The 22,026-nt window shown below is 69.9% G+C and carries 21 protein-coding genes; 7 read left to right on the top strand and 14 right to left on the bottom strand.

Annotated elements, in window-relative coordinates; translation table 11 throughout:
• Positions 1-12 precede the first annotated feature (12 nt).
• From OG963_RS11540 to uraD, 4 genes are all read right to left on the bottom strand, one after another.
• On the bottom strand, positions 13-285 hold the full coding sequence (locus OG963_RS11540; protein ID WP_093775840.1) for a hypothetical protein: 273 nt from the start codon (positions 283-285) through the stop codon (positions 13-15).
• 66 nt (positions 286-351) lie between these two features.
• Positions 352-1,275: a factor-independent urate hydroxylase gene (pucL, locus tag OG963_RS11545; protein ID WP_093775838.1), complete on the bottom strand. Its 924-nt coding sequence runs from the start codon at positions 1,273-1,275 to the stop codon at positions 352-354.
• A 7-nt stretch (positions 1,276-1,282) separates the two neighbouring features.
• The gene (gene uraH, locus OG963_RS11550; RefSeq protein ID WP_093776188.1) at positions 1,283-1,675 is read right to left on the bottom strand and encodes a hydroxyisourate hydrolase; all 393 of its coding nucleotides are present in this window, start codon (positions 1,673-1,675) and stop codon (positions 1,283-1,285) included.
• A 5-nt stretch (positions 1,676-1,680) separates the two neighbouring features.
• A complete protein-coding gene (gene uraD, locus OG963_RS11555; protein ID WP_030916901.1) occupies positions 1,681-2,190 on the bottom strand; it encodes a 2-oxo-4-hydroxy-4-carboxy-5-ureidoimidazoline decarboxylase in 510 nt (169 codons plus the stop codon).
• Between the two features lie 894 nt (positions 2,191-3,084).
• On the opposite strand from uraD, the gene OG963_RS11560 reads away from it, so the two are divergent.
• Positions 3,085-4,200, top strand: a complete 1,116-nt coding sequence (locus OG963_RS11560; protein WP_093775836.1) for a chemotaxis protein — start codon at positions 3,085-3,087, stop codon at positions 4,198-4,200.
• Between the two features lie 172 nt (positions 4,201-4,372).
• On the opposite strand, the gene OG963_RS11565 is transcribed toward OG963_RS11560, so the two are convergent.
• Genes OG963_RS11565 through OG963_RS11575 form a run of 3 tightly spaced genes read right to left on the bottom strand, consistent with a single transcriptional unit; the run spans position 4,373 to position 6,241 of the window.
• On the bottom strand, positions 4,373-4,684 hold the full coding sequence (locus tag OG963_RS11565; protein WP_176902270.1) for a helix-turn-helix domain-containing protein: 312 nt from the start codon (positions 4,682-4,684) through the stop codon (positions 4,373-4,375).
• A 53-nt stretch (positions 4,685-4,737) separates the two neighbouring features.
• The gene (locus OG963_RS11570) at positions 4,738-4,989 is read right to left on the bottom strand and encodes a hypothetical protein (RefSeq protein WP_078878704.1); all 252 of its coding nucleotides are present in this window, start codon (positions 4,987-4,989) and stop codon (positions 4,738-4,740) included.
• A gap of 55 nt (positions 4,990-5,044) precedes the next feature.
• A complete protein-coding gene (locus OG963_RS11575; RefSeq protein ID WP_319739292.1) occupies positions 5,045-6,241 on the bottom strand; it encodes a lactonase family protein in 1,197 nt (398 codons plus the stop codon).
• A gap of 236 nt (positions 6,242-6,477) precedes the next feature.
• Here OG963_RS11575 and OG963_RS11580 point away from each other — a divergent pair, with 236 nt between their 5' ends.
• The 3 genes from OG963_RS11580 (at position 6,478) to OG963_RS11590 (ending at position 9,916) form a co-directional block, all read left to right on the top strand.
• Positions 6,478-7,317 carry a TIM barrel protein gene (locus OG963_RS11580; protein ID WP_093930157.1) on the top strand — a complete coding sequence of 280 codons (840 nt, stop codon included), beginning with the start codon at positions 6,478-6,480 and terminating at the stop codon, positions 7,315-7,317.
• Positions 7,318-7,362: 45 nt separating this feature from the next.
• Complete coding sequence (locus OG963_RS11585) at positions 7,363-8,262, top strand: 2-hydroxy-3-oxopropionate reductase (protein ID WP_093775830.1); 900 nt, start codon at positions 7,363-7,365, stop codon at positions 8,260-8,262.
• 196 nt (positions 8,263-8,458) lie between these two features.
• The gene (locus OG963_RS11590; RefSeq protein WP_319329694.1) at positions 8,459-9,916 is read left to right on the top strand and encodes a catalase; all 1,458 of its coding nucleotides are present in this window, start codon (positions 8,459-8,461) and stop codon (positions 9,914-9,916) included.
• A 450-nt stretch (positions 9,917-10,366) separates the two neighbouring features.
• On the opposite strand, the gene OG963_RS11595 is transcribed toward OG963_RS11590, so the two are convergent.
• The 5 genes from OG963_RS11595 to gcl all read right to left on the bottom strand — a co-directional run bounded on the left by OG963_RS11595 (position 10,367) and on the right by gcl (position 16,697).
• Positions 10,367-11,038: a response regulator transcription factor gene (locus tag OG963_RS11595; protein WP_093775826.1), complete on the bottom strand. Its 672-nt coding sequence runs from the start codon at positions 11,036-11,038 to the stop codon at positions 10,367-10,369.
• Positions 11,035-12,342 carry a sensor histidine kinase gene (locus OG963_RS11600; protein WP_371798851.1) on the bottom strand — a complete coding sequence of 436 codons (1,308 nt, stop codon included), beginning with the start codon at positions 12,340-12,342 and terminating at the stop codon, positions 11,035-11,037. Before OG963_RS11600 ends, OG963_RS11595 begins: the two co-directional genes overlap by 4 nt.
• A gap of 189 nt (positions 12,343-12,531) precedes the next feature.
• A complete protein-coding gene (locus tag OG963_RS11605; protein WP_371798852.1) occupies positions 12,532-13,695 on the bottom strand; it encodes an acyltransferase in 1,164 nt (387 codons plus the stop codon).
• A complete protein-coding gene (locus tag OG963_RS11610) occupies positions 13,688-14,677 on the bottom strand; it encodes an alpha/beta hydrolase (protein ID WP_093930153.1) in 990 nt (329 codons plus the stop codon). The genes OG963_RS11605 and OG963_RS11610 overlap by 8 nt, the downstream gene beginning before the upstream one ends.
• A gap of 235 nt (positions 14,678-14,912) precedes the next feature.
• Complete coding sequence (gene gcl, locus OG963_RS11615; RefSeq protein ID WP_093775818.1) at positions 14,913-16,697, bottom strand: glyoxylate carboligase; 1,785 nt, start codon at positions 16,695-16,697, stop codon at positions 14,913-14,915.
• Between the two features lie 252 nt (positions 16,698-16,949).
• Between gcl and OG963_RS11620 the strand changes: the two genes are divergently transcribed.
• From OG963_RS11620 to OG963_RS11630, 3 genes are all read left to right on the top strand, one after another.
• Positions 16,950-17,663: a hypothetical protein gene (locus OG963_RS11620; protein ID WP_371798853.1), complete on the top strand. Its 714-nt coding sequence runs from the start codon at positions 16,950-16,952 to the stop codon at positions 17,661-17,663.
• A gap of 28 nt (positions 17,664-17,691) precedes the next feature.
• Positions 17,692-18,198 carry a GNAT family N-acetyltransferase gene (locus tag OG963_RS11625; protein ID WP_093775814.1) on the top strand — a complete coding sequence of 169 codons (507 nt, stop codon included), beginning with the start codon at positions 17,692-17,694 and terminating at the stop codon, positions 18,196-18,198.
• A gap of 168 nt (positions 18,199-18,366) precedes the next feature.
• On the top strand, positions 18,367-18,609 hold the full coding sequence (locus tag OG963_RS11630; protein ID WP_319329687.1) for a hypothetical protein: 243 nt from the start codon (positions 18,367-18,369) through the stop codon (positions 18,607-18,609).
• A 28-nt stretch (positions 18,610-18,637) separates the two neighbouring features.
• Here OG963_RS11630 and OG963_RS11635 read toward each other — a convergent pair whose 3' ends face one another.
• The gene (locus OG963_RS11635) at positions 18,638-20,251 is read right to left on the bottom strand and encodes an AMP-binding protein (protein ID WP_371798854.1); all 1,614 of its coding nucleotides are present in this window, start codon (positions 20,249-20,251) and stop codon (positions 18,638-18,640) included.
• Positions 20,248-21,924 carry an AMP-binding protein gene (locus OG963_RS11640; protein WP_093775810.1) on the bottom strand — a complete coding sequence of 559 codons (1,677 nt, stop codon included), beginning with the start codon at positions 21,922-21,924 and terminating at the stop codon, positions 20,248-20,250. Before OG963_RS11640 ends, OG963_RS11635 begins: the two co-directional genes overlap by 4 nt.
• Between the last annotated feature and the right edge of the window lie 102 nt (positions 21,925-22,026).

A 22,026-nucleotide genomic window follows, 5' to 3' on the forward strand; every position in this document is an offset into this window, starting at 1 on the left:
CACGGCAGGACCCTAGGAGGATTTGAGTGCCACAGCCGTGCGGCCGTGGGTGCCGAGATGTCGGAAGAACATGTTGAGCGGGACGGCGACGATCGCTCCCGCCCCGGTCCCGGGGCGCCGCACGGTCGGCACCCGGGACGGGGATCCGGCGCGGAGGCCGGGCCCTGCGGGCGTCGGAAGGACGGTGGCGGGTCCGGCGATCAGCAGGCCGGACGGATGCGCGGTGCTCTCCGGAGATGCGGTGCACGGGCCTTGTGCGGCCGGCCCCGTTGCGTGCTGTGCCATGGGGGGGTTCCCTCCGGTCCGGCCGGTCCCCGCCCGTCGGTGGGCGGGAACCGGTTCGGTGCCGCGTCAGAGGTTGGTCATGTCGACCGGGATCTGCGGCTCCGTGCCGTCGCGCAGCACAGTCGCCTCGATCAGGCCGTACGGACGGTCCGCGGCGAAGTAGACCTCGTTGTCGTTCTTGAGGCCGAACGGTTCCAGGTCCACCAGGAAGTGGTGCTTGTTCGGCAGCGAGAAGCGGATCTCGTCCACCTCGCTGCGGCTGTTGATGATGCGCGAACCCATCTGGTAGAGGGTCTGCTGCAGCGAGAGGGAGTACGTCTCGGCGAAGGCCTGGAGCATGTGCTTGCGCGTCTGCTCGTAGGACTTCTCCCAGTTCGGCATGCGCACATCGTCGCTGGTCCAGTTGTACCGCCACTTGGCGGACACCTCGGTCGCGAGGATGCGGTCGTACGCCTCCTTGAGCGTCGTGTACTTGTCCTTGACGTAGCCCCAGAACTCGGAGCTGGTGGAATTCATCACCACGAGGTCCTTGAGACCTGAGATGACCTGCCACTTCTCGCCGTCGAAGGTGATCTGGGTGGTGCGCGTCTCCTGGCCCTTGCGGACGAAGGAGTGCTTGACCTCGTCGGCGCCGATGAACTGCGAGTTGTCGTCGGAGGCGGCGATGCGCTCCCAGGCGTACTCCTCGATCCGGATCCGCGCGGTCTTGATCGGCTCCTGCGACGCCACGAAGTGACGGGCGAGGTGGATGCCGAACTGCTCGGCGGACTCGATGCCGTGCTCCTTGGCGAACGCGTACACCGTGTTCTTGGTGGTGTCGGTCGGCAGGACGTTGGCGTTGGAGCCGGAGTAGTGGACGTCGTCCATGTCGCCGGAGAGGGCGACCGAGACGTTCAGGTCCTTGATGTGGTGGGTGTCGCCGTCCCGCGTGATCCTGACGACGCGGTTCTCTGCTTTGCCGTACTGGTTCTGGCCGAGAATCGTGGGCATGTCGGTGCTAGCTCCCTCGGTAAACGGAGTAGCCGAACGGGTTGAGCAGCAGCGGTACGTGATAGTGCTCGCCCGGTACGACGGCGAAGGTGATCGCCACCTCCGGGAAGAACGCGCCGCTGTCCCTTACGCGGGGGGCGTCCTGCTGCGCCTCGGCTTGCTTCTTGGAACTGAAGTACGACTCGGTGTCGAAGTCGAGCCGTACGTGGGTGGTGCCCACCGGCGGTGCCGGCAGGTCCTTGCATCGCCCGTCCGCGTCGGTAGCGGAGCCGCCGAGCGTCACCCACTTCGCGTCGCTGCCGCTGCGGGCGGCGAGCGAGACGGGGACGGCCTCGGCGGGGCGGCCGATGCTGGTGTCCAGGATGTGCGTGGACACCGATGCGGTGGTGTCGGTGCGCAAGACCGTCACTCTCCTTCTGTCACGAGACGGGTCAGCCGGATGCGGTTGATCTTGCCCAGTTCGGTGCGCACGATCTCGCGCTCCTGCTCGGGCGAGTTCCCGATCCGGGACTTCACCGCGTCACGCATCTGCTCACCGGTGGCACCGGTGGCGCAGATCAGGAAGACATGTCCGAACCGCTCCTGGTAGGCCAGGTTCAGTTCGAGCATCTCGGCCTTGAGCTCCTCGGTGGCGCCGGCCATCCCCCGCTGTTCGCGTGAGGAGGTGGGGTCCCCGGGCTTCGGGCGGCCGATCGGGGGGTGTCCGGCCATCGCGTCGGCCAGTTCGTCCTCGGTCAGCTCGGCCGTGGCGGCGTCACCGGCGGAGAGGAGGGCTTCTGCGGTGGCGTACGGGCGCCGGGAGAGGATCGCTCTTCCCCATGCCCCGCTGGCACACACCTCGTGCAACGCGGTGATGGCCTCGTCGTCCGCCAGGATGTTGAACCGGGCAAGGCCCGGTGTGGAGCTCGAAGTCACGGGAACCTCCGTGGCTGTTCTTCGCTGTGCGTTGGTCGGGCTGCGGATAGCTAACGCCTTCCGCAACACCACGTCAACACTTTGTTGAAATTCCCTGAACGGAAATGTCCGTCGCCGGACGATCCGGACAACGGCCTTCCATGCGCTTGTGATCCGCTTCGCTCCGCTACTCACCTTTGGCGGCATTTTCCCGGTTGGGATGCATGCTTCCGCCTCGAAGTGACCGGAGAGCGACAGACGGTGCATGGTGCCCTGACGCGACGATTCCCCCTTGACCGACCTCAGGCGGCTTCGTAACGCAATTCTCTGCCTCGCACCCCTCGCTTCCCAGTGCCACAGTGGAAAGGGTGTGCACTCACCCCGACGGGGAGAGCGGATCAAGAAGGTGGGGCCTCGCCGCTCACTTCGAACATTCTTTGACTCCGGCGAGACCCGCCCGGGCCGCCCGGATCGATACGCGCCGGTGCCACCGATCCGAACTCGGCAATTGCCTGTCCCTGTTCTCCCCGACCGCACTCCGGATGAGGCCGGGTATCGGGAGGTTCTCCCGTCGATGACCGCTCCAGTGGGGACGGACGGCGGGTTGCGCGGCGTGCACGAGCAGCCGGACGGGAGCACGCTTGATCCATGAGCGCCCCGACAGTCGTGCACCGGTGCTCCCCGGGGGCCGGGTGGTCACGATCCATGATGAGACGGCCGACGTCGTCCGCGACCTGATCGGCCCTCTCCGGGGGGCTGGAATCCATGACGCCGAGCATTGCGTCGATGATCCGCACCGGATCGAATGGCGCGGAGGCCGGTCCCATCTGCACGAAGCGGTCCAAGAGCGTCCCCTACACGGCGAGGTTGCGGAAGCGTTCGTAACAGCAAAGGGCTCACCAGGAAGGCACCCTCATGGAAACTGATGCCCTGACTTCCGACATGCTGCGAGACCTGAGGGCTGACAGGCCCTACCCGGCGGTCTCCCTGACGATGCCGACGCACCGGCGCGAGCCGGAAAACGCCCAGGACGCGGTGCAGTTGCGCAACCTCCTCGCGGAGGCCGAGCGCCGGATCGACACCGACCCGCAGGCATCGCGCCAGGACCGCATCGACCTGCACACCCAGCTGGAGCGGGCAGTGGCCGACGTCGATCTGCGCCACGCCATGGACGGCCTTGTGCTGTACGCCACCACTGACGAGCACCAGACCTGGACCGTGGCGCGTCATGTCCCGGAGCGAGTAGTCCTCAGCGACACCTTCCTGACCCGCAACCTGGTCGCCGCCAAGGCCCAGGCCCACCCCTACTGGGTGCTGGCCGTCGCCGCCGACAGGGCGACCCTGTGGAGCGGCACAGGTAACTCCCTCCAGCAGCACGAGGGGAACGGATTCCCCGCCGTGGCGCCGGAAGGCGAGTGGGACGTCCAGCACAAGGAACGCGTGGGCGACCAGCCGAGCACTTTCAGCGATGAGGACACCCGCCGCTTCATGCGCACCGTCGACATCGCTCTCACCGCGATGCTGTCAGCCGAGCCCCGCCCACTGTTCCTGGTCGGACTCGCCGAGGCCGTGGCCCTGCTGCAGGAGGTCGGCACCGCAGCCATCGCACCGGCCGCCACAGTGGCCAAGGGTGGCCTCACCGACGGCCCCGAAAGGGTCCTTCTCCAGGAGCTCGAACCCGCCCGCGCCGCACTGGCGGCCCAGGAGACCAGCCGGGTCGACACGGCACTGGACGATGCCCGCAGTCGGCGAACCTTCGCCGCCGGGCTGGATGAGGTCTGGGAAGCTGCCAACGCCGGTCGTGCCGCGATCATCGCCGTCGAGGAGCACTTCCAACCCACCGTTCGGCTGACCGACGGCCACCTCACCCCGGTGGGCGGCGAACCAGAGGGCGGCTGGGAGGCCGGCGTTCGCGAGGACATCGTCGACGAACTCGTGGAGACCGCCCTGGACCACGGCACCGAGGTGGTCTTCCTCCCCGACGACCGCCTCACCGAACACGACCGGATCGCCGCGGTGCTGCGCTACTGAACCCCGCAGGGAAGGCCTACCCGAAGTCGGCAGCCGCTGCCGGACGGTTCCGATGTCGGCCGTGCACATCCGTCGAGATCACTCCACATCCGAATCCGAGGGGACACGATGTGGGGTGATCTGCGGTTTTACGAGTCGCTAGCCTTTCACTCGTGTGGATGTCGCTTCCACATCAGGTGTCCTTCTCCCGGTTGAGATAGTTGTAGACGGTGAAGCGGCTGACACCGAGGGCCCCGGCCACCGTCTCCACCCCATGCCGTACGGAGAAGGCACCGCGTGCCTCCAGGGTCCGCACGGCCGCCTGCTTCGTCTTCCGGTCGAGGTCGGCGAGTGGCATCCCGTGCTGTCGCTCCATGGCGGCCAGGATGTGGTCGAGCGAGTCCGACAACTGCGGCAGGCGCACGGCTATGACGTCCTCGCCCTCCCAGGCCAGCAACACGTCGTCGGCCCGTGCCTGCTCGGGCCCGACCAGCTCGGCACCCATGGCGTCGACGAGTGGCTTGACCGCGGTGACGAGGGGGTGGTCCGCGGGTTCGGTCACTTCGAGTCCTCCCCGACGACGTTGACCTGGAGCGATATCCGGGTGGCACCCGACGCCAGGGCCTTTCGAAGCAGGGAGTCCACCGCGGTGAGCACCGCGTCCGCGCCGCCCTCCGCGGTATTGCCGAAGGGGCCGACGTCCACGGCGTCCAGTTCGGCCGACTGGATGACCTCGCGGGCCACCACCGCGTGTGCGGGTGCCTCGTCGAGATCGAACGGCTCGGTGGTGAACTCCACTCTCAAGCGCACTGTGCCTCCCTCATCTGCTCGCCGTGCACCCGGGGCCCGCGGCTCGGCCCCGACCCTAACGGACCGCCGCCGGGCCCGACGGCGGGAGCGGCAGCACACAGGCGGCCATCGGGGCGGCGAACGGGGTTCCGGTGAGGCGCAGGCCGCCGTCCGCCCGGTCGACGTCGAAGACCGTCACCGTGCCTGACCGCTGATTGGCGGCGAAGAGCAGCGCCCCGCCCGGCGAGAAGGCGATCTGCCGGGGGAAGTCACCGCCCACCGGCACCGTGTCGATCAGCCGCAGCGCGGCCCCGCCGGCCTCGACGGCGTAGCGCGTCAGGCTGTTGTGGCCTCGGTTGGCGAGGTAGGCGAAGCGGCCGTCGCCGGTGACCAGGAGCTGGGCGGGGTAGCTGGGGCCGGTTCCGGTTCCGGTGGACTGTCCGGCCCCCGGGGTCACCGCGCCGGTGGCGGGGTCGTAACCGCAGACGACGACGGTGTTGTCGACCTCGCAGGCGAGGTAGGCGAAGCGGCCGCTCGGGTGGAAGGTGAGGTGGCGCGGTCCGGCGCCCGGCCGCAGCCTGGCGTAGGAGAGCTGGCGGAGCGTGCCCCGGCGTGTGTCGAGCCGGTACGTGTAGACGGTGTCGTTGCCCAGGTCGACGGCGAGGACATGGCCGCCGTCGGGGGCGGTGACGATCTGGTGGGCGTGCGGCCCGTCCTGGCCGGGGCCGGGGGCCGGGGCGGTCTGGACGACCAGGTCGGTGCGCTCCCCCAGCGAACCGTCGGCTGCGATCGGGTGCACGGCAACGCTGCCCGAGGTGTAGTTGGCGCTCAGCAGCCACCGGCCGCTCGGGTGGACCGAGAGATGGCAGGGGCCGGCGCCGCCGGTGGAGCGGGTGCCCAGCACCCGGAACGTTCCGCCCGGGCCGAGCGCCACGGCCGTCACACCGCCCTGTTCCTGTTCGTCGACGGCGTACAGCGTGGTGCCCGAGGGGTGCAGGGCGAGGTACGAGGGGTTGTCGACACCGGTGATCGTCGTGCGCCCGGTGATCACCCCGGTCGCCGGGGCGTACCCGGCGACGCCGATTCCCGTACCCCCTCCGACTGTCGAGGTATACGTCCCCAGGAAGAGCGTCCCGGCCTTTCGGTCACGGGCAACCGGTGCGTCCGGCCAGGCCGTCGGGCCGGACGGCGCGGGCGGGGCCGGCGAGAAGGAGGCTGCGGCGCCCGCCAGTAGCGCTCCGAGAAGCGCGCGTCGGCTGGTGCGGGTCGTCATGCGCGGCACCTCGGGGTCGGCTGCGTCGGACATGTCAGCCACACTCTCCCGCCGCTGACGAAGTCGCAAGTGGCGCAATTCCGGTTGCATCCTCCGCAACCACCATGCACTGCACCGCGCGCACCGCTCCCGGCGGCCCGATGTGCGGACCCCCTCTTGACAGTCCTCCCGTCAGCCATGCAATCTTCCGTTAAGCAGAAACTAACTTCCGCAATACGGAAGGAGCGCCTGACCTCATGGGACACCCGGACCAGCGCTTCGATGTGAACCTTTCGATCCTCTTCACGGAACTCCCGCTCCTGGAGCGCCCCGCGGCCGCCGCCGCAGCGGGCTTCACGGCGGTCGAGCTGTGGTGGCCCTGGATCGAGACCCCCACCCCGCCGCAGACCGAACTCGACGCCCTCAAGAAGGCGCTCGACGACGCGGGCACACAGCTGGTGGGGCTGAACTTCTACGCCGGACAGCTGCCCGGCCCCGACCGCGGTGCGCTCTCCGTACCCGGCGCCGAGTCGGACCGGTTCCGCGCCAACATCGACGTGGCGGCCGACTTCGCCGCCTCGGTCGGCTGCAAGGCGCTGAACGCGCTCTACGGCAACCGCGTCGACGGCGTGGACCCGGCCGTACAGGACGAACTCGCCCTGGAGAACCTGGTCCTGGCCGCCCGCGCGGCCGACCGGATCGGGGCCGTCCTGCTGATCGAGACCTTGAACGAGCCGGAGTCGCCGCGCTACCCGCTGGTGAGCGCACCGGCCGGGATCGAGGTCGTCGACAAGGTCAACTCCGCGACGGGCCTCGGCAACGCCAGGTTCCTGCTGGACCTGTACCACCTGTCGATGAACGGCGAGGACCTCAGCCAGGTGATCGCCGCGTACGCCGGGAGGACCGGCCACGTCCAGATCGCCGACAACCCGGGGCGCGGCGCACCCGGCACCGGGTCACTGCCGCTCGAGCAACTCCTCGACGAGCTGACGAAGGCCGGTTACGACGGCTGGGTCGGCCTGGAGTACAAGCCGGGCGACCGACCGAGCTCCGAGTCCTTCGACTGGCTTCCCGCCGAGGCGCGCGCGGCCCGCTGAGGGCGTCGGCCCCCCTCGTAGACACGTTTTCAGGAAGGCACCCTCATGAGCAACAACCTCCCCAAGGTTGCGTGGATCGGACTCGGCATCATGGGCTCCCCCATGTCCGAGAACCTGATCAAGGCCGGTTACGACGTCACCGGTCACACCCTGGAGCAGGACAAGATCGACCGGCTGGTCGCCGCCGGCGGGAACGGTGCGGGCTCGATCGCCGAGGCGGTTCGGGACGCCGATGTCGTGATCACGATGGTGCCGGCCTCCCCGCAGGTCGAGGCCATCGCGTACGGCCCCGACGGCATCCTGGAGAACGCGAGGTCCGGGGCCCTGCTGATCGACATGTCCTCGATCACCCCGCAGACCTCCGTGGACCTCGCGAACAGGGCGAAGAACCGAGGCATCCGCGTGCTGGACGCCCCGGTGTCCGGTGGCGAGGCCGGTGCGATCGAGGCCGTACTGTCGATCATGGTCGGCGGCGAGCAGGCCGATTTCGACGCCGCGCAGCCGATCCTCCAGGCACTCGGCAGGACCATCGTGCTCTGCGGTCCGCACGGTTCCGGCCAGACGGTCAAGGCCGCCAACCAGCTGATCGTCGCGGTGAACATCCAGGCCTGCGCCGAGGCCGTCGTCTTCCTGGAGAAGTCCGGGGTGGACCTCTCCGCCGCGCTCGACGTGCTGAACGGCGGGCTGGCCGGCTCGACCGTGCTGACCCGCAAGAAGGACAACTTCCTCAAGCGGGACTTCGCGCCGGGCTTCCGGATCGACCTGCACCACAAGGACATGGGCATCGTCACCGACGCCGCCCGCAATGTCGGTGCCGCGCTGCCCGTCGGCGCCGTTGTCGCGCAACTCGTCGCCTCGCTGCGCGCACAGGGCGACGGCGGCCTGGACCACTCGGCGCTGCTGCGCGCGGTCGAGCGCCTCTCGGGTCAGTCCGTCCAGGCCTGACCGACCCGCCCCCAGACTTCCGGATGGTGTCGGCGCCGACACCTGTCCTGTCGCGCCCAGGCGTCGGCACCATCCGGAACACCCCACTCTCAATTTCAACAAACTGTTGACGTTCGGTTCGGAGCGTACTTACGCTCCTGGAGCCCCCAGGGCGTCGCAGTTCAGCAACTCCCGTACGGAAGGTCGCCCCGACACCATGACGCAGCGTGTGCTTACGACCGAGTCAGGCGCCCCGGTCGCCGACAACCAGAACTCCGCCACCGCAGGCGTCGGTGGCCCGATCCTCCTCCAGGACCAGCACCTGCTGGAGAAGCTCGCGCGCTTCAACCGGGAGCGCATTCCGGAGCGCGTGGTCCACGCCCGCGGCTCCGGCGCGTACGGCTACTTCGAGGTCACGGACGATGTCACCGGCTTCACCCGTGCCGACTTCCTCTCCGCCGTCGGCAAGCGCACCGAGACGTTCATCCGGTTCTCGACGGTCGCCGATTCGCTCGGCGGCGCCGACGCCGTGCGTGATCCGCGCGGCTTCGCCCTCAAGTTCTACACGGACGAGGGCAATTACGACCTGGTCGGCAACAACACCCCGGTGTTCTTCATCAAGGACCCGATCAAGTTCCCCGACTTCATCCACTCGCAGAAGCGCGATCCCTTCACGGGTCGTCAGGAGCCGGACAACGTCTGGGACTTCTGGGCGCACTCCCCGGAGGCGACCCACCAGGTGACCTGGCTGATGGGCGACCGCGGCATCCCCGCCTCGTACCGTCACATGAACGGCTACGGCTCGCACACCTACCAGTGGACGAACGCCGAGGGCGAGGCCTTCTTCGTCAAGTACCACTTCAAGACGAACCAGGGTGTCCGCTCCCTCTCCAGTGACCAGGCCGCCGAACTCGCGGGCAGGGACGGCAACTCCCACCAGACGGACCTGCTGCAGGCCATCGAGCGGGGCGTGAACCCGTCCTGGACCCTGTACGTGCAGGTCATGCCGGCCGCCGAGGCCGCGGACTACCGCTTCAACCCGTTCGACCTCACCAAGGTGTGGCCGCACGGCGACTACCCGCTGCAGCGGGTGGGCCGGCTGGTCCTGGACCGTAACCCGGACAATGTGTTCGCCGAGGTCGAGCAGGCCGCCTTCTCCCCGAACAACTTCGTGCCCGGCATCGGCCCGTCCCCGGACAAGATGCTGCAGGGCCGTCTGTTCGCCTACGCCGACGCGCACCGCTACCGGCTCGGCGTCAACCACACCCAGCTCCCGGTGAACGCGCCACGGACCGCCGCCGTCGACAACTACGGCCGCGACGGTCTGCACGCCACCCGCAACGGTGCGCGGCACGACAAGAACTTTGAGCCCAACTCGTACGCCGGGCCCGCCCAGACCGACGCGACGCTCTCCGCCCCGCTCGCCGTCCACGGCTGGACCGGCACCCACGCGGCGCCCGCCCACACCAAGGACGACGACTTCTTCCAGGCGGGCGAGCTCTACCGGCTGATGTCCGAGGACGAGAGGAGCCGCCTGGTCGCCAACATCGCCGGTGGCCTCTCCCGGGTCACGCGTGACGACGTGATCGAGAAGAACCTCGCCCACTTCCACGCCGCGGACACCGAGTACGGCGAGCGCGTCGAGGAAGCGGTCCGTGCCCTGCGCGAGGACTAGGGCCTCTCGTTCGGATCATGCTGGGCTCGCGCGGCCAGGCACGCACATGCGCCCCTCCGCGGTGGGGCCACTCCCCGATCCAGCCTGCTTCCACCGAACGACGTCGGAACACAGACCGCGCAAGGGATGTGACGGGAGGTCATTTTCCTTGCGTTGTCCGTCCGGCCGGCCCTGAGGGGTGTCCGGCGGGACGGACGCAACCGAGGTCCGCGGCGGCGTGCGAGCCAGTGCGGTGGTGAAGGCAGCCGGCAAGCGCTCTCGACCTGAGAGAGAGCGGACCCGGCCGCCCATCGCCCGTCGCCGCGGTCCCGGCACAACCTGCACACAGGACTCCGCCCGGCGGCGCGAACGAATCGGTCGCGCCGGCCTCTCGCCGTCGGGCGGTCACCACCCTCACGCAAGGGCGGGGAGTACGGACGGTCCCGCGCTCCCCGCCCTTGCGCACGTGCGTCAGTAGCCGGCCGGGCGGACGAGGCCCGTCTCGTACGCGAAGACCGCCGCCTGCGTCCGGTCGCGCAGCCCCAGCTTGGCCAGGATCCTGCTCACATGGGTCTTCGCCGTCTGCTCGGCCACCACCAGGCGTGTGGCGATCTCCGCGTTCGACAGCCCCTGCGCGATCAGGGACAGCACCTCTGTCTCGCGTTCCGTCAGATCGCCGACGCGCTCCATGAGCGGAGCCCTGGGCGCGGCGGTCATCCGGGAGAACTCGGCGATCAGCCGCTTGGTGATGTTCGGGGCGAGCAGCGCGTCACCCGCCGCCACCACCCGTACCGCATGGGCCAGCTCCTCCACCGAGGCGTCCTTGAGCAGAAAGCCGGACGCGCCCGCGCGCAGCGCCTCGTACACGTACTCGTCGAGATCGAAGGTGGTCAGGATGAGCACCTTGACCCGGGCGGCGTGCGGTGACGTGATGCGACGGGTCGCCTCGATACCGCCGAGCGCGGGCATCCGGACATCCATCAGGACGACGTCCGGGCCGAGTTCGGCGACCTTGGACACGGCGTCGAGGCCGTCCACCGCCTGCCCCACGACCTCGATGCCGGGTTCGGCGTCGAGCAGCACCGTGAATCCCTGACGGACCATCACCTGGTCGTCGGCGATCAGTACGCGGATGGTCGTCACAGGATGTCCTCAGCAGGTAGGGCGGCCGGATCAGGGGCGCTCACCGGCAGGATAGCCGTGACCTCGTAGCCGCCGTCCGGGGTCCCTCCGGTGACGAGTTCGCCGCCCAGCATCGCCGCCCGCTCGCGCATTCCGAGCAGTCCGTGCCCCATGCCCCGCGATGGCGCAGCGGGTCCGTCCGGAGCGGTGTTGGTGATCCGGACGGTGAGCCCGGCCGTCCCGTATGCCGTCTCCACCCGCACCCGGGCACCGGGCGCATGCCGCATCGCGTTGCTGAGCGCCTCCTGGACGATCCGGAACGCCGACAGCTCGACACTCGGCGGCAGCGGGCGCGGTGTGCCGGTGGTTGCGGTGGTGACCACGAGCCCGGCACCACGCACATTGGCCAGCAGCTCGTCCAGGCGGTCGAGAGTGGGCTGCGGCGCGTGTCTCGCCCCCTTCGAGAGGGCGTCCTCGGAGCGCAGTACGCCGAGCACATGGCGCAGTTCGGTGAGTGCCTCGACAGCGTTCTGACGGATGCCGGCGAGGTTCTCCCTGAGTTCGTCGGACGGGTTCTCGACGAGGTGCGGGGCGACCTGCGCCTGGATGGAGATCACCGACATGTGGTGGGCGACCACGTCGTGCAGCTCGCGGGCGATCCGGTTGCGCTCCTCCAGCAGGGTGCGCCTGGCCCGCTCACCGGCGGTGAGTTCCTCCTGGACGACCAGTTGGGTGCGGGCCACCCGCAGGCCGCGCAGCGAGGCGCCGATCACCACGGCTGCGATCAGCACCGGGGTGCCACGGTCGAGGGCGTAGTGGTGTGCCCGGGTGGTGGCGACGGCGCAGGACAGTGCCGCGAGGAGGGTGATCACCAGCGCCCCGGCCGACCGGCGGGGACGGACCCGCAGTGCCAGCAGGAACAGCACCCCGCACTGGAGCAGGAGCCCCGAGACGGTCCAGGGGAAGAGTGTGTCCGGGCTCGACCCGGGTTCCGTGATCCGCGCCGTGACGACCATGAGCACCGTCGACGCCCACCAGGCGGACACCGGACGGGACATGGCGACGATCAGCGCCGCCGCCTGGGCGATGCCGAGCAGCACCGCGTACCCCGGAACGGCGCCGCCGTCGCCGGGCGCCAGGGCGTTCACCTGGACCACGGCGAGGGTCATGGCGCAGATGACCAGCATCATCCCGAACACCGGCCGCCAGACCGGCCATCCGGGAGCCCCCATGGCAGGCAGTGGATCGGCGGGCGCCGACAGATCCTCGAACAGGGCGCGCGGAGCCCTCCGCAGCGCGGCCCTCAACCGCTGTCCGTCCCCCATCACCGACCCCCTCGTCCGGTCCAGACTATGGGCTGTCCCGTGATCCCAGGCGGGCGCACGACGACAGCTACGACACCTCGCCGCGTCGTCGGAACGCCCGAATACGACCGGTACGATGACGCCCCTCCGCCTCGCGATGCACTGCATCCGACGCCGCGCGCCGATCCACCAGGGACTACGGGGCAACCCTTAGGCACGGCGCATCACCGACTTCCGGGCAGGACGCCCCTCACGGACGATACGGCCGCCTTTCCGCGGCCGTCCCTCCTCGTGCTTACGGAATGCCGCCCGGCACACGAGCAGCGCCACGGCGAAGGCGGGCAGCCAGGCCAGCCGCGCGAACACCCAGCCGAAGTCCCTGGGCACGGTGTGCAGACCGGGCAACGTCTCGCCCGCGAGGAGTCCGACGGCGGTGACCACCATCATCGCGGTCTGGTGCCAGAGGAAGACGGTCATCGCGGAGAGGTTGACCAGCGCCACCGCCGCCCAGGCCGAGGGGCGTCGCAGGACGCGCCGCAACGGACCGAGCAGCAGCCGGGCCGCGCCGCACTGGGCGAGGCCGAAAGTGACGGCCGCGAGGGTGGGCGGGTCCAGGTTGGAGACCCTGGAGCCGGGCACCCCGACCATGGACGCCGGGTAGCCGGCCCACAGCACGAGTCCGGCGGTGCCGGCGACGCCGACGAGCAGCAGGGCCCATCCGGTCGACCGGCTCCTCAGGCCGCCGCGGGCCCAGCTGGCGCCCAGGCAGTACGGCACCAGCCAGCCGGCCGCCACATTGATCCAGCCGAGCCAGGCGGGACCGCCCAGGCCGAACCGGATCAGGTCGACATGCAGCACGACGGCGAGAGGCCACAGCGGATGAAGCTTCGTCACCAGCGGGGTCGCCGCCGTCAGCGCCGCGAAGACCAGCAGGAACCAGAGCGGTGACAGCACCAGCTTGAGCAGCGCGTGCACGGTCTCCGTGCCCACCCCGGAGGCGAGCAGCGCGCCCGCGATCACGGCCCACACCACCAGCACGGCGGCGACCGGCCTGAACAGCCGGCCCGCACGGGCGACGAGCCACTTCCGGTAGGTGATGCCGCGGGTGCGGGCGGAGGCGTAACTCTTCGCCCCGACCTGACCGCCCACCAGGAAGAACACCGCGAGTGTCTGGAACAGCCAGGAGACCGGTATCAGTTGCGGCATGTGCTGGAGAGGGCTCGCGGCGCGCACCGTGCCGGTGTCGGCGATCAGGGCGGTCACCAGCCAGTGGCCGAGCACCACGCCCAGAATGGCAAGGGCACGCAGTGCGTCGACGGCGCGGTCGCGGTCGGTCGGGGTGGCGGCGTCGATCCGCCGGACGAGTTCACGCATGACGGCCTTCCTCGGCGGGGTCCCGGCCGGAGACGATCCGGGCGATGTTCTCCAGCGACAGGGAGCCGGGCTTCAGGTAGTCGCTGTGGCCACCGCCGCCCGCCGCGAAGTACCGGGCGCCGAACGCCACGGAGACCGGGTCCGTTCCGAACCCGAGGGTGACGAAAGGCAGTCGGAGCCGCATGTGGGGCACGTCGGCGATCCAGTCGTCGCGGCCCCGTCCCGCCCAGACGGTGGCCGGGGTGTGGAGTGCGGCGACGTCGTCGAATCCGGTGCCGGGGCTGCCGTACAGGACGATGTCGGCGACCGCCAGCCCTGGCGCCGCCTCGGCGCAGACCACGGATCCGTAGGAGTGGCACAGCAGCGAGGTCCGGGCGGTCGGCTCGGCTCGTTTCAACTCTGCGAGAAACGTACGCAGTTCGGATGCGGCGCCGTCGGCCCGGCCCGTGGTCACCGATGCCCCGCTCACGGTGTCCGGCGTTTCGTAGCCGAGCCAGCCGATGACCGCCGACCCCTCGCCCAGCTCCCGGCGCAGGGCGACGGCACCGGCCCGCAGCCGCCAGTACCGGTCGAGGCTGATGCCCGCCCCCGGGACCAGCACGGCGATCCGGCGCGCCCTGGAGAGGTCGCCGAAGACCTCGACGCTGCGGCCGCCGTCGCGGCCGTCGAAGGAGAAGAGGTGGCGCGCCGGGTCGGCGAGACCGCGCAGCGATGCGGCCCGCTTGCCGTCGCCGTGTCGGGTGGCCATCCGCTCGGCCGCGAGGACGGAGCCGCGGTTGACTGCGTACCGGTCGGCAAGATCCGCGGCGGTCGCAGCCCGCAGCGGGGCAAGGGCGGCCGGGGCCGGCGCCGGAACGGCCGAGGGCCGGGCCGCACCCGCCATGGGCACGGCCACCGCGGTGATGACGAGGGAGGCGAGCAGCGTCCGGACAGCGCGCGGAAGGTTCCTGCGCGGGTGGCTCCTGGGCGGACTGGGCGCCATGAGGGATGTTCCTTCCGTACCGGATGTCCGTGGAGACGGTCAGTGGTGCTTCCGGTACAGAAGCTAGGGAGCGGACCCTGTGGTCGGCGTCCACCCGGGGAGGTCACCTTCCGGCTAACCCTGAAGTACTACGGGTAGGGGGCGTTGGCGCTTTCGCGGGGCCCGGACACACATGTGGGGGCGGACCACCGGGTTCCGGCGGTCCGCCCCGCACAGGAGACGCAGGAGAGGGTCGTCAGCTCGCGACGAAGGGGCGGATCGACGTCGGGGCGTGGCCCGGCTCGGTGGCGATGTCCTCCCACTCGTTGACGGCGTCGATGCCCGCGGCGCCCATCGAGATGTTGGTGACACGCTCCAGGATCGCCTCGACGACCACCGGGACCCGGAACTCGGCGGCCAGCTTCTTGGCCTCCTCGAACGCGGGCAGCAGCCGGTCCGGCTCGGTGACCCGGATCGCCTTGCACCCCAGGCCCTCGACGACCTTGACGTGGTCGACGCCGTAGACGCCCAGCTCCGGGGAGTTGATGTTCTCGAACTCCAGGTTGACCTGGAAGTTGATGTCCAGGTTGCGCTGCGCCTGGCGGATCAGCCCCAGGTAGGAGTTGTTCACCAGGACATGCACGTACGGGATGTTGTGCTGTGCGCCGACCGCCAGCTCCTCCAGCATGAACTGGAAGTCGTAGTCGCCGGAGAGCGCGACGACCTGGCCCTCGGGGTCGGCGGTGGCGACGCCCAGCGCGGCCGGGATGGTCCAGCCGAGCGGACCGGCCTGGCCGCAGTTGATCCAGTGGCGCGGCCGGTAGACGTGCAGCATCTGCGCACCGGCGATCTGGGAGAGGCCGATCGTGGTGACGTAGCGCGTCTCCGGCCCGAAGGCACGGTTCATCTCCTCGTACACGCGCTGCGGCTTCAGCGGCACGTCGTCGAAGTGGGTACGTCGCTGCAGCCGGGCCTTGCGCTCCTGGGTGGAGGCGGCCCACTCGCTGCGGTCCGGGAGCCTGCCGGCGGCCTTGAGCTCCTTCGCCACTTCGACGAAGAGCTCCAGCGCGGCCTTGGCGTCGGAGGCGATGCCGAGGTCCGGCGCGAAGATCTTGCCGAGCTGGGTGGGCTCGATGTCGACATGGACGAACGTACGGCCCTTGGTGTAGACGGCCAGGTCACCGGTGTGCCGGTTGGCCCAGCGGTTGCCGATGCCCAGGACCAGGTCCGACTCCAGGAAGTTCGCGTTGCCGTAGCGATGCGAGGTCTGCAGGCCGACCATGCCGGCGTTCAGCTCGTGGTCGTCGGCGATGACGCCCCAGCCCATCAGGGTCGGGATGACCGGGGTGCCCGTCAGCTCGGCGAACTCGACCAGGAGTTCGCAGGCGTCGGCGTTGATGATGCCGCCACCGGCGACGATCACCGGACGCTCGGATGCCAGCAGGAGCCCGATCGCCTTCTCGATCTGGGCACGGGACGCGGCCGGCTTGTAGACCGGCAGCGGCTGGTACGTCTCCGGGTCGAATTCGATCTCCGTCAGCTGGACGTCGATCGGCAGGTCGATGAGGACCGGTCCGGGGCGGCCGGACCGCATCAGATGGAACGCCTGCTGAAAGACGCCGGGCACCTGTGCGGCTTCCAGGACGGTCGTCGCGGCCTTGGTCACCGGCTTGGCGATCGAGGCGATGTCGACGGCCTGGAAGTCCTCCTTGTGGAGCTTGGCCACCGGCGCCTGGCCGGTGATGCAGAGGATCGGCACGGAGTCGGCGATCGCCGAGTAGAGCCCGGTGATCATGTCGGTCCCGGCGGGCCCCGACGTACCGATGCAGACGCCGATGTTCCCCGCCCTGCTCCGGGTGTAGCCCTCGGCCATGTGGGACGCGCCCTCGACATGCCGGGCGAGCGTGTGGTCGATGCCACCGCCGGCCTTGAGCGCCGCGTAGAACGGGTTGATCGCTGCGCCCGGCACGCCGAACGCGTTGGTGACGCCTTCCAGCTTGAGGATCTCAACTGCCGCTCGGGCAGCGGTCATTCGAGTCATGGAGTACTCCTGCTCGGACGGGTGGAGTCGGGCTCTGTCGCGCCACCTGAGAGCACCTATTCCGCATTACGAAAGTTTGTTTCTGCTATACGGAAGCAATCTAAGCCGCGTCCGAGTGGCCGTCAAGACCGGTGAATCCGCCAAGTCGCTCCCCCGCGCCCCGCTCTTGGTGGACCATGGGGACGGAGCACAGGGGACACGGGGCGCGGAGGCCCCGGGGCGGCGCCGGGGGGGCGCCGGAGGGAGACCACAGTGGAGTCCGTGCCGGTACGCTGCCCGGCCTGTAGCCGCGATCACGCCTACCTCACACCGGTCTACCCGTGCCCGTGCGGGACCCCCGTCGCCCCGCCCTTGCTGCGCGACGGAACGGTCGAACCGATCACCCACCGCACCTGGAACGAGGACTGGGTGACCGTGCGCTGCCGCACCTGCGGACGCCACGACCAGTGGCCTCAGCCGGAGCTGTGCTGTCCGTGCGGGACGGTGCTGCGGATCCCGGTCCGCCCGGCCACGGAGGCCGCGCCCGGCCCCGACGCAGGGGCGCTGCCCACCCACATCCCGCTGCCGCGGACGGCGACTGCGCCCCGCCCGGCGTTCCGGCCGATGCCGATCCGTACCGGCCGCGACGCGGTCACCGCCGCCGCGATGTATCTGCGGTGGCTGGGCTACCGCCACGTCGTACAGCCCGCGGAACGCCCGGCGTCCCGGATCGACCTGCGCGCCGCCGGACTGATCGCCCAGGTCGACTCGACCACCCGGCCGACCACCCTGCGCGATGTCGAATGTCTCTGGCTGAACGGCTTGAACGCCTCGGTGACCAGCGTCTTCTTCTCACTGGCGGGCTATGCGCAGGACGCCAGGGCGCGGGGGGACGGTCTCTGCATCCCGCTCTTCGTGATGGACCTCACCGGGACCCCGCAGCCGGTCAACGGCCCGGCGGACGAACTGCTCTCCACCGGCGCCTGACCGCCGTACCGAGCGCCATACTGGCGGCATGCGCATCCGTCCCGCCCGCCGCTCCGATCTTCCGCTGCTCCAGGAGATCGAGCGCGCCGCAGGCGAACCCTTCCGCACCCTCGCCATGTCCGCCGTCGCGGACGACGACCCGCCGCCTCTCGATCTGCTGGACGAGTACCGCAGGGCCGGCCGCGCCTGGGTGGCCGCGGACGCCGACGACCGTCCGGTCGGCTACCTGATCGCCGATCCGGTCGACGGCGCGGCCCATGTCGAGCAGGTCTCGGTCCATCCGTCCGCCGCCCGGCGCGGCGTCGGCAGCGCGCTCATCGACCACCTCGCGCTCTGGGCGGGCGGGCGGCGGCTCGAAGCCCTCACCCTCACCACCTTCTCGCACGTCCCGTGGAACGCGCCGTACTACACGCGCCTCGGCTTCCGCACGCTGACCGAGGCCGAACTCACCGACGGGTTGCGGAAGATCAGGGCGGAGGAGGCCGAACACGGCCTGGACCGCTGGCCGAGGGTCTGCATGCGACGCGAACTCTGACACGGCGACACGGTGCGGGTGCTTCCGCGCGAGCCCCCGCGCCGGCCAGGACGCGCACCCCGACGCCGCAGCGGAACCGGCCGGCAACAGCGAGTGCAATCGGTCACGTTCGGTCCTGCGGCCACAAATGTTCGGTCGCTGTCGGTGGGCGGCCGTAGAGTGGTGTGCATGGTCTTAACTCCACAACTCCCACCACCTTTCTCCCCACGAAACACCGCACAGAGCATCGGACAGTCCGCGCAGCCGACCCACCCGTCCGCCGTCGAGGCGAACGAGGCGATTCGTGCGCTCGTCGACGCACGAGCCGGCCAGGACTGGTCCTCCGTGGAGTCCGCGGCCTACGAGGTGCTGCTCGTCGAATGGGCGGCGGCCACTCGGGGCGCTGCCGGCGACATCATCGAAGCCGCCTGACAGCGCGCCCGTCGGCGCCGCTCCCGCCCTAGCCGTAGTTCTCCCGCAGTTCGATCTTCCGGACCTTCCCGCTCACCGTCATCGGGAAGCTCTCCAGGATCTGCAGCCGTCGTGGAATCTTGTAGTGCGCGAGCTGCTCGCGGCAGTACTCCGTCACCTCCTCCAGGGTCGGCGGCTGCGCCGGGTCCCGGGGGATGACGCAGGCCAGGATCTCCTCGCCGTACGTCTCGTCCGGGACACCCACCACCTGCACGTCGCCAATCTTCGGATGGCCGTAGAGGAACTCCTCGATCTCCCGCGGGTACACGTTCTCGCCACCGCGGATGATCATGTCCTTGATGCGGCCGACGATCTGTACGTAGCCGTCCTCGCGCATCACCGCGAGGTCGCCGGTATGCATCCAGCGCCCCGCGTCGATCACCTCCGCGGTCCGCTCGGGCTGCTCCCAGTAGCCGAGCATCACGCTGTAGCCGCGGGTGCAGAGCTCACCGGCCGCGCCGCGCTCCAGGGTCACGCCCGTCGCCGGGTCGACGACCTTCACCTCGACGTGCGGCATCACCCGGCCGACCGTTCCGGTGCGGCGCTCCAGGTCGTCGTCACGGCGGGTCTGGGTGGAGACCGGCGAGGTCTCCGTCATGCCGTAGCAGATGGACACCTCGTCCATGTGCATCTCGGCGACGACCCGCTTCATCACCTCGACCGGGCAGGGTGATCCGGCCATGATCCCGGTACGCAGCGAGGAGAGGTCGTACGAGGCGAAGTCCGGGTGGTTCAGCTCCGCGATGAACATGGTCGGGACGCCGTAGAGCGAGGTGCAGCGCTCCGCCTGGACCGCCGCGAGGACGGCGGCGGGTTCGAAGGCGGGGGCCGGGATCACGATGCAGGCGCCGTGCGAGGTGATGCCGAGGTTGCCCATCACCATGCCGAAGCAGTGGTAGAAGGGAACGGGCAGGCACACCCGGTCCTGTTCCGTGTAGGCGACCATCTCCCCGACGAAATAGCCGTTGTTGAGGATGTTGTGGTGCGAGAGGGTGGCGCCCTTGGGGAAGCCCGTCGTGCCCGAGGTGTACTGGATGTTGATCGGGTCGTCGCAGGACAGCTCGGCCTCTCTGGCCGCCAGTTGTCCGGCGGTGACGCCCGCGGCCGCTGCCGTCAGCTCGTCCCAGGACGGATCGCCGATGTAGTGCACGGTGCGCAGGGCCGGGCAGTCGGCCCGGACCTGGCCGACGAGGGCGCGGTAGTCGCTGGTGCGGTGGGCGAGCGAGGAGATCAGGAGGGAGATCCCGGCCTGACCGAGCACATACTCCAGCTCGTGCGCCCGGTAGGCCGGGTTGATGTTGACCATGACCGCGCCGATGCGGGCGGTGGCGTACTGGACGAGCACCCACTCGGGGCAGTTGATCGCCCAGATGCCGACGCGGTCGCCCTTGGCCACTCCTGAGCCCATCAGCGCGCGCGCCAACTCGTCGACGTCGGCGCCGAATTCCGCGTACGTCCAGCGCCGCCCCGAGGCGACGTCGACAAGCGCCTCACGGTCCGGGTGCGCCTCGATCGCCCGGTCGAGATTGCGCCCGATGGTGTCGCCGAGCAGGGCCGTGGTGCTGGTGCCGCGCGCGTAGGAAAGGCCGGTCCGTCGGCTCATCGCAGGTCCCCCTCGTCGAATTCGGTGCCGACGCCCTCGGCCGTACGCTCGCGCAGCTCGATCCGGCGGATCTTGCCTGACACGGTCTTCGGCAGTTCGGCGAATTCCAGCCGGCGGATCCGCTTGTACGGCGCGAGCACCGCCCGCGAGTGTGCGAAGAGCACCTTGGCGGTGTCCGGGCCGGGCTCCCAGCCCTCCGCGAGCACGACGTACGCCTTCGGGACCGCGAGCCGGACCGGGTCGGGCGCGGGCACGACCGCGGCCTCGGCGACCGCCTCGTGCTCCAGCAGGGCGCTCTCCAGCTCGAACGGCGAGATCTTGTAGTCGGATGCCTTGAAGACGTCGTCGGCACGGCCGACATACGTGATGTAGCCGTCCTCGTCGCGGGAGCCGATGTCGCCGGTGCGGTAGTAGCCGCCGGCCATCGCCTCGGCCGTACGGTCCGGGTCGCCGTGGTATCCGGTCATCAGGCCGATCGGACGGTCCGAGAGATCGAGGGAGATCTCGCCCTCCGTCGCGCCGGGCCGGCCGGTGACCGGGTCCAGGAGCTCCACCTTGAAGCCGGGGCTCGGCCGCCCCATGGAACCCGACTTCAGCAGCTGGCCGGGGGTGTTGGCGACCTGGACGGCCGTCTCGGTCTGGCCGAATCCGTCCCGGATGGTGACGCCCCATGCGCGCCGGACGGTCTCGATGACCTCGGGGTTCAGCGGTTCGCCCGCCGCGACGACCTCGCGCGGCGGGGTCCTCAGCTGGGAGAGGTCGGCCTGGATCAGCATCCGCCAGACGGTGGGCGGGGCGCAGAAGCTGGTGACGCCCGAGCGGTCCATCTCGGCCATCAGCCGGCCCGCGTCGAACCGGGTGTAGTTGAAGATGAAGACGGTCGCCTCGGCGCTCCACGGCGCGAAGAGGTTCGACCAGGCGTGCTTGGCCCAGCCCGGCGAGGAAATGTTGAGGTGGACGTCTCCGGGCCTGAGACCGATCCAGTACATCGTCGACAGGTGCCCCACGGGGTACGAGACATGGGTGTGCTCGACCAGCTTGGGGCTGGCGGTCGTGCCGGACGTGAAGTACAGCATCAGCGGTTCGTCGGCGTCGGTCTCCCGGTCCGCCTCGAAACTCTCCGGCTGCTCGTCGGCGCCGGTGTACGAATGCCAGCCCTCGACCTCGCCGCCGACGGCGAGCCGCGTGTAGTCACCGGGCACCTCGTCGAACTTCGCGGCGTCCGCGTCCCGCACGATCACATGGCGGACCCGGCCACGGTCCACCCGGTCACGCAGATCGACGGGGCCGAGGAGCGGGGTGGCGGGGATGACGACCGCGCGCAGCTTCATGGCGGCGAGGGCCGTCTCCCACAGTTCGACCTGGTTGCCCAGCATGACGAGGATCCGGTCACCGGCGCGTACCCCCTGGGCACGCAGCCAGTTCGCCGCCTGATTGGAGCGGGCGGACATCCGGGCGAAGGACGCCTCGGTGCGCCGGCCGTCCTCCTCCACGATGTGCAGAGCGGTGCGGTCGTTGTTCTCGGCGATGACGTCGAACCAGTCGAGCGCCCAGTTGAAATGGTCGGTCCGGGGCCAGCGGAAACCCTCGTAGGCCGCCGCGTAGTCCGCGCGGTGCTGCAGCAGAAAGTCCCGGGCGGCCCGAAACGTTTCCGTCGCGTTCGTTGCCGACATGTGCCCTCCTCATTGCGGACCGGACCGGTCACTTAACATCATGAAAACAGTGACCCAGGTCTCACCACCCCCGAACGGGGGTACAGAGGGCGGGGCAGAGAG

Source organism: Streptomyces sp. NBC_01707 (assembly GCF_041438805.1).
Taxonomy (GTDB): domain Bacteria; phylum Actinomycetota; class Actinomycetes; order Streptomycetales; family Streptomycetaceae; genus Streptomyces.

Bases quoted from the DNA above. Each gene is read 5' to 3' on its own strand.
- OG963_RS11560 (WP_093775836.1), top strand. From the start codon at position 3,085: ATGGAAACTGATGCCCTGACTTCCGACATGCTGCGAGACCTGAGGGCT.
- OG963_RS11635 (WP_371798854.1), bottom strand. From the start codon at position 20,251: ATGAGCCGACGGACCGGCCTTTCCTACGCGCGCGGCACCAGCACCACG.
- OG963_RS11575 (WP_319739292.1), bottom strand. From the start codon at position 6,241: ATGACGACCCGCACCAGCCGACGCGCGCTTCTCGGAGCGCTACTGGCG.
- OG963_RS11590 (WP_319329694.1), top strand. From the start codon at position 8,459: ATGACGCAGCGTGTGCTTACGACCGAGTCAGGCGCCCCGGTCGCCGAC.
- OG963_RS11625 (WP_093775814.1), top strand. From the start codon at position 17,692: ATGCGCATCCGTCCCGCCCGCCGCTCCGATCTTCCGCTGCTCCAGGAG.
- OG963_RS11640 (WP_093775810.1), bottom strand. From the start codon at position 21,924: ATGTCGGCAACGAACGCGACGGAAACGTTTCGGGCCGCCCGGGACTTT.
- OG963_RS11540 (WP_093775840.1), bottom strand. From the start codon at position 285: ATGGCACAGCACGCAACGGGGCCGGCCGCACAAGGCCCGTGCACCGCA.
- OG963_RS11585 (WP_093775830.1), top strand. From the start codon at position 7,363: ATGAGCAACAACCTCCCCAAGGTTGCGTGGATCGGACTCGGCATCATG.
- OG963_RS11600 (WP_371798851.1), bottom strand. From the start codon at position 12,342: ATGGGGGACGGACAGCGGTTGAGGGCCGCGCTGCGGAGGGCTCCGCGC.
- OG963_RS11630 (WP_319329687.1), top strand. From the start codon at position 18,367: ATGGTCTTAACTCCACAACTCCCACCACCTTTCTCCCCACGAAACACC.
- OG963_RS11580 (WP_093930157.1), top strand. From the start codon at position 6,478: ATGGGACACCCGGACCAGCGCTTCGATGTGAACCTTTCGATCCTCTTC.
- OG963_RS11565 (WP_176902270.1), bottom strand. From the start codon at position 4,684: ATGGGTGCCGAGCTGGTCGGGCCCGAGCAGGCACGGGCCGACGACGTG.
- gcl (WP_093775818.1), bottom strand. From the start codon at position 16,697: ATGACTCGAATGACCGCTGCCCGAGCGGCAGTTGAGATCCTCAAGCTG.
- OG963_RS11610 (WP_093930153.1), bottom strand. From the start codon at position 14,677: ATGGCGCCCAGTCCGCCCAGGAGCCACCCGCGCAGGAACCTTCCGCGC.
- pucL (WP_093775838.1), bottom strand. From the start codon at position 1,275: ATGCCCACGATTCTCGGCCAGAACCAGTACGGCAAAGCAGAGAACCGC.
- OG963_RS11605 (WP_371798852.1), bottom strand. From the start codon at position 13,695: ATGCGTGAACTCGTCCGGCGGATCGACGCCGCCACCCCGACCGACCGC.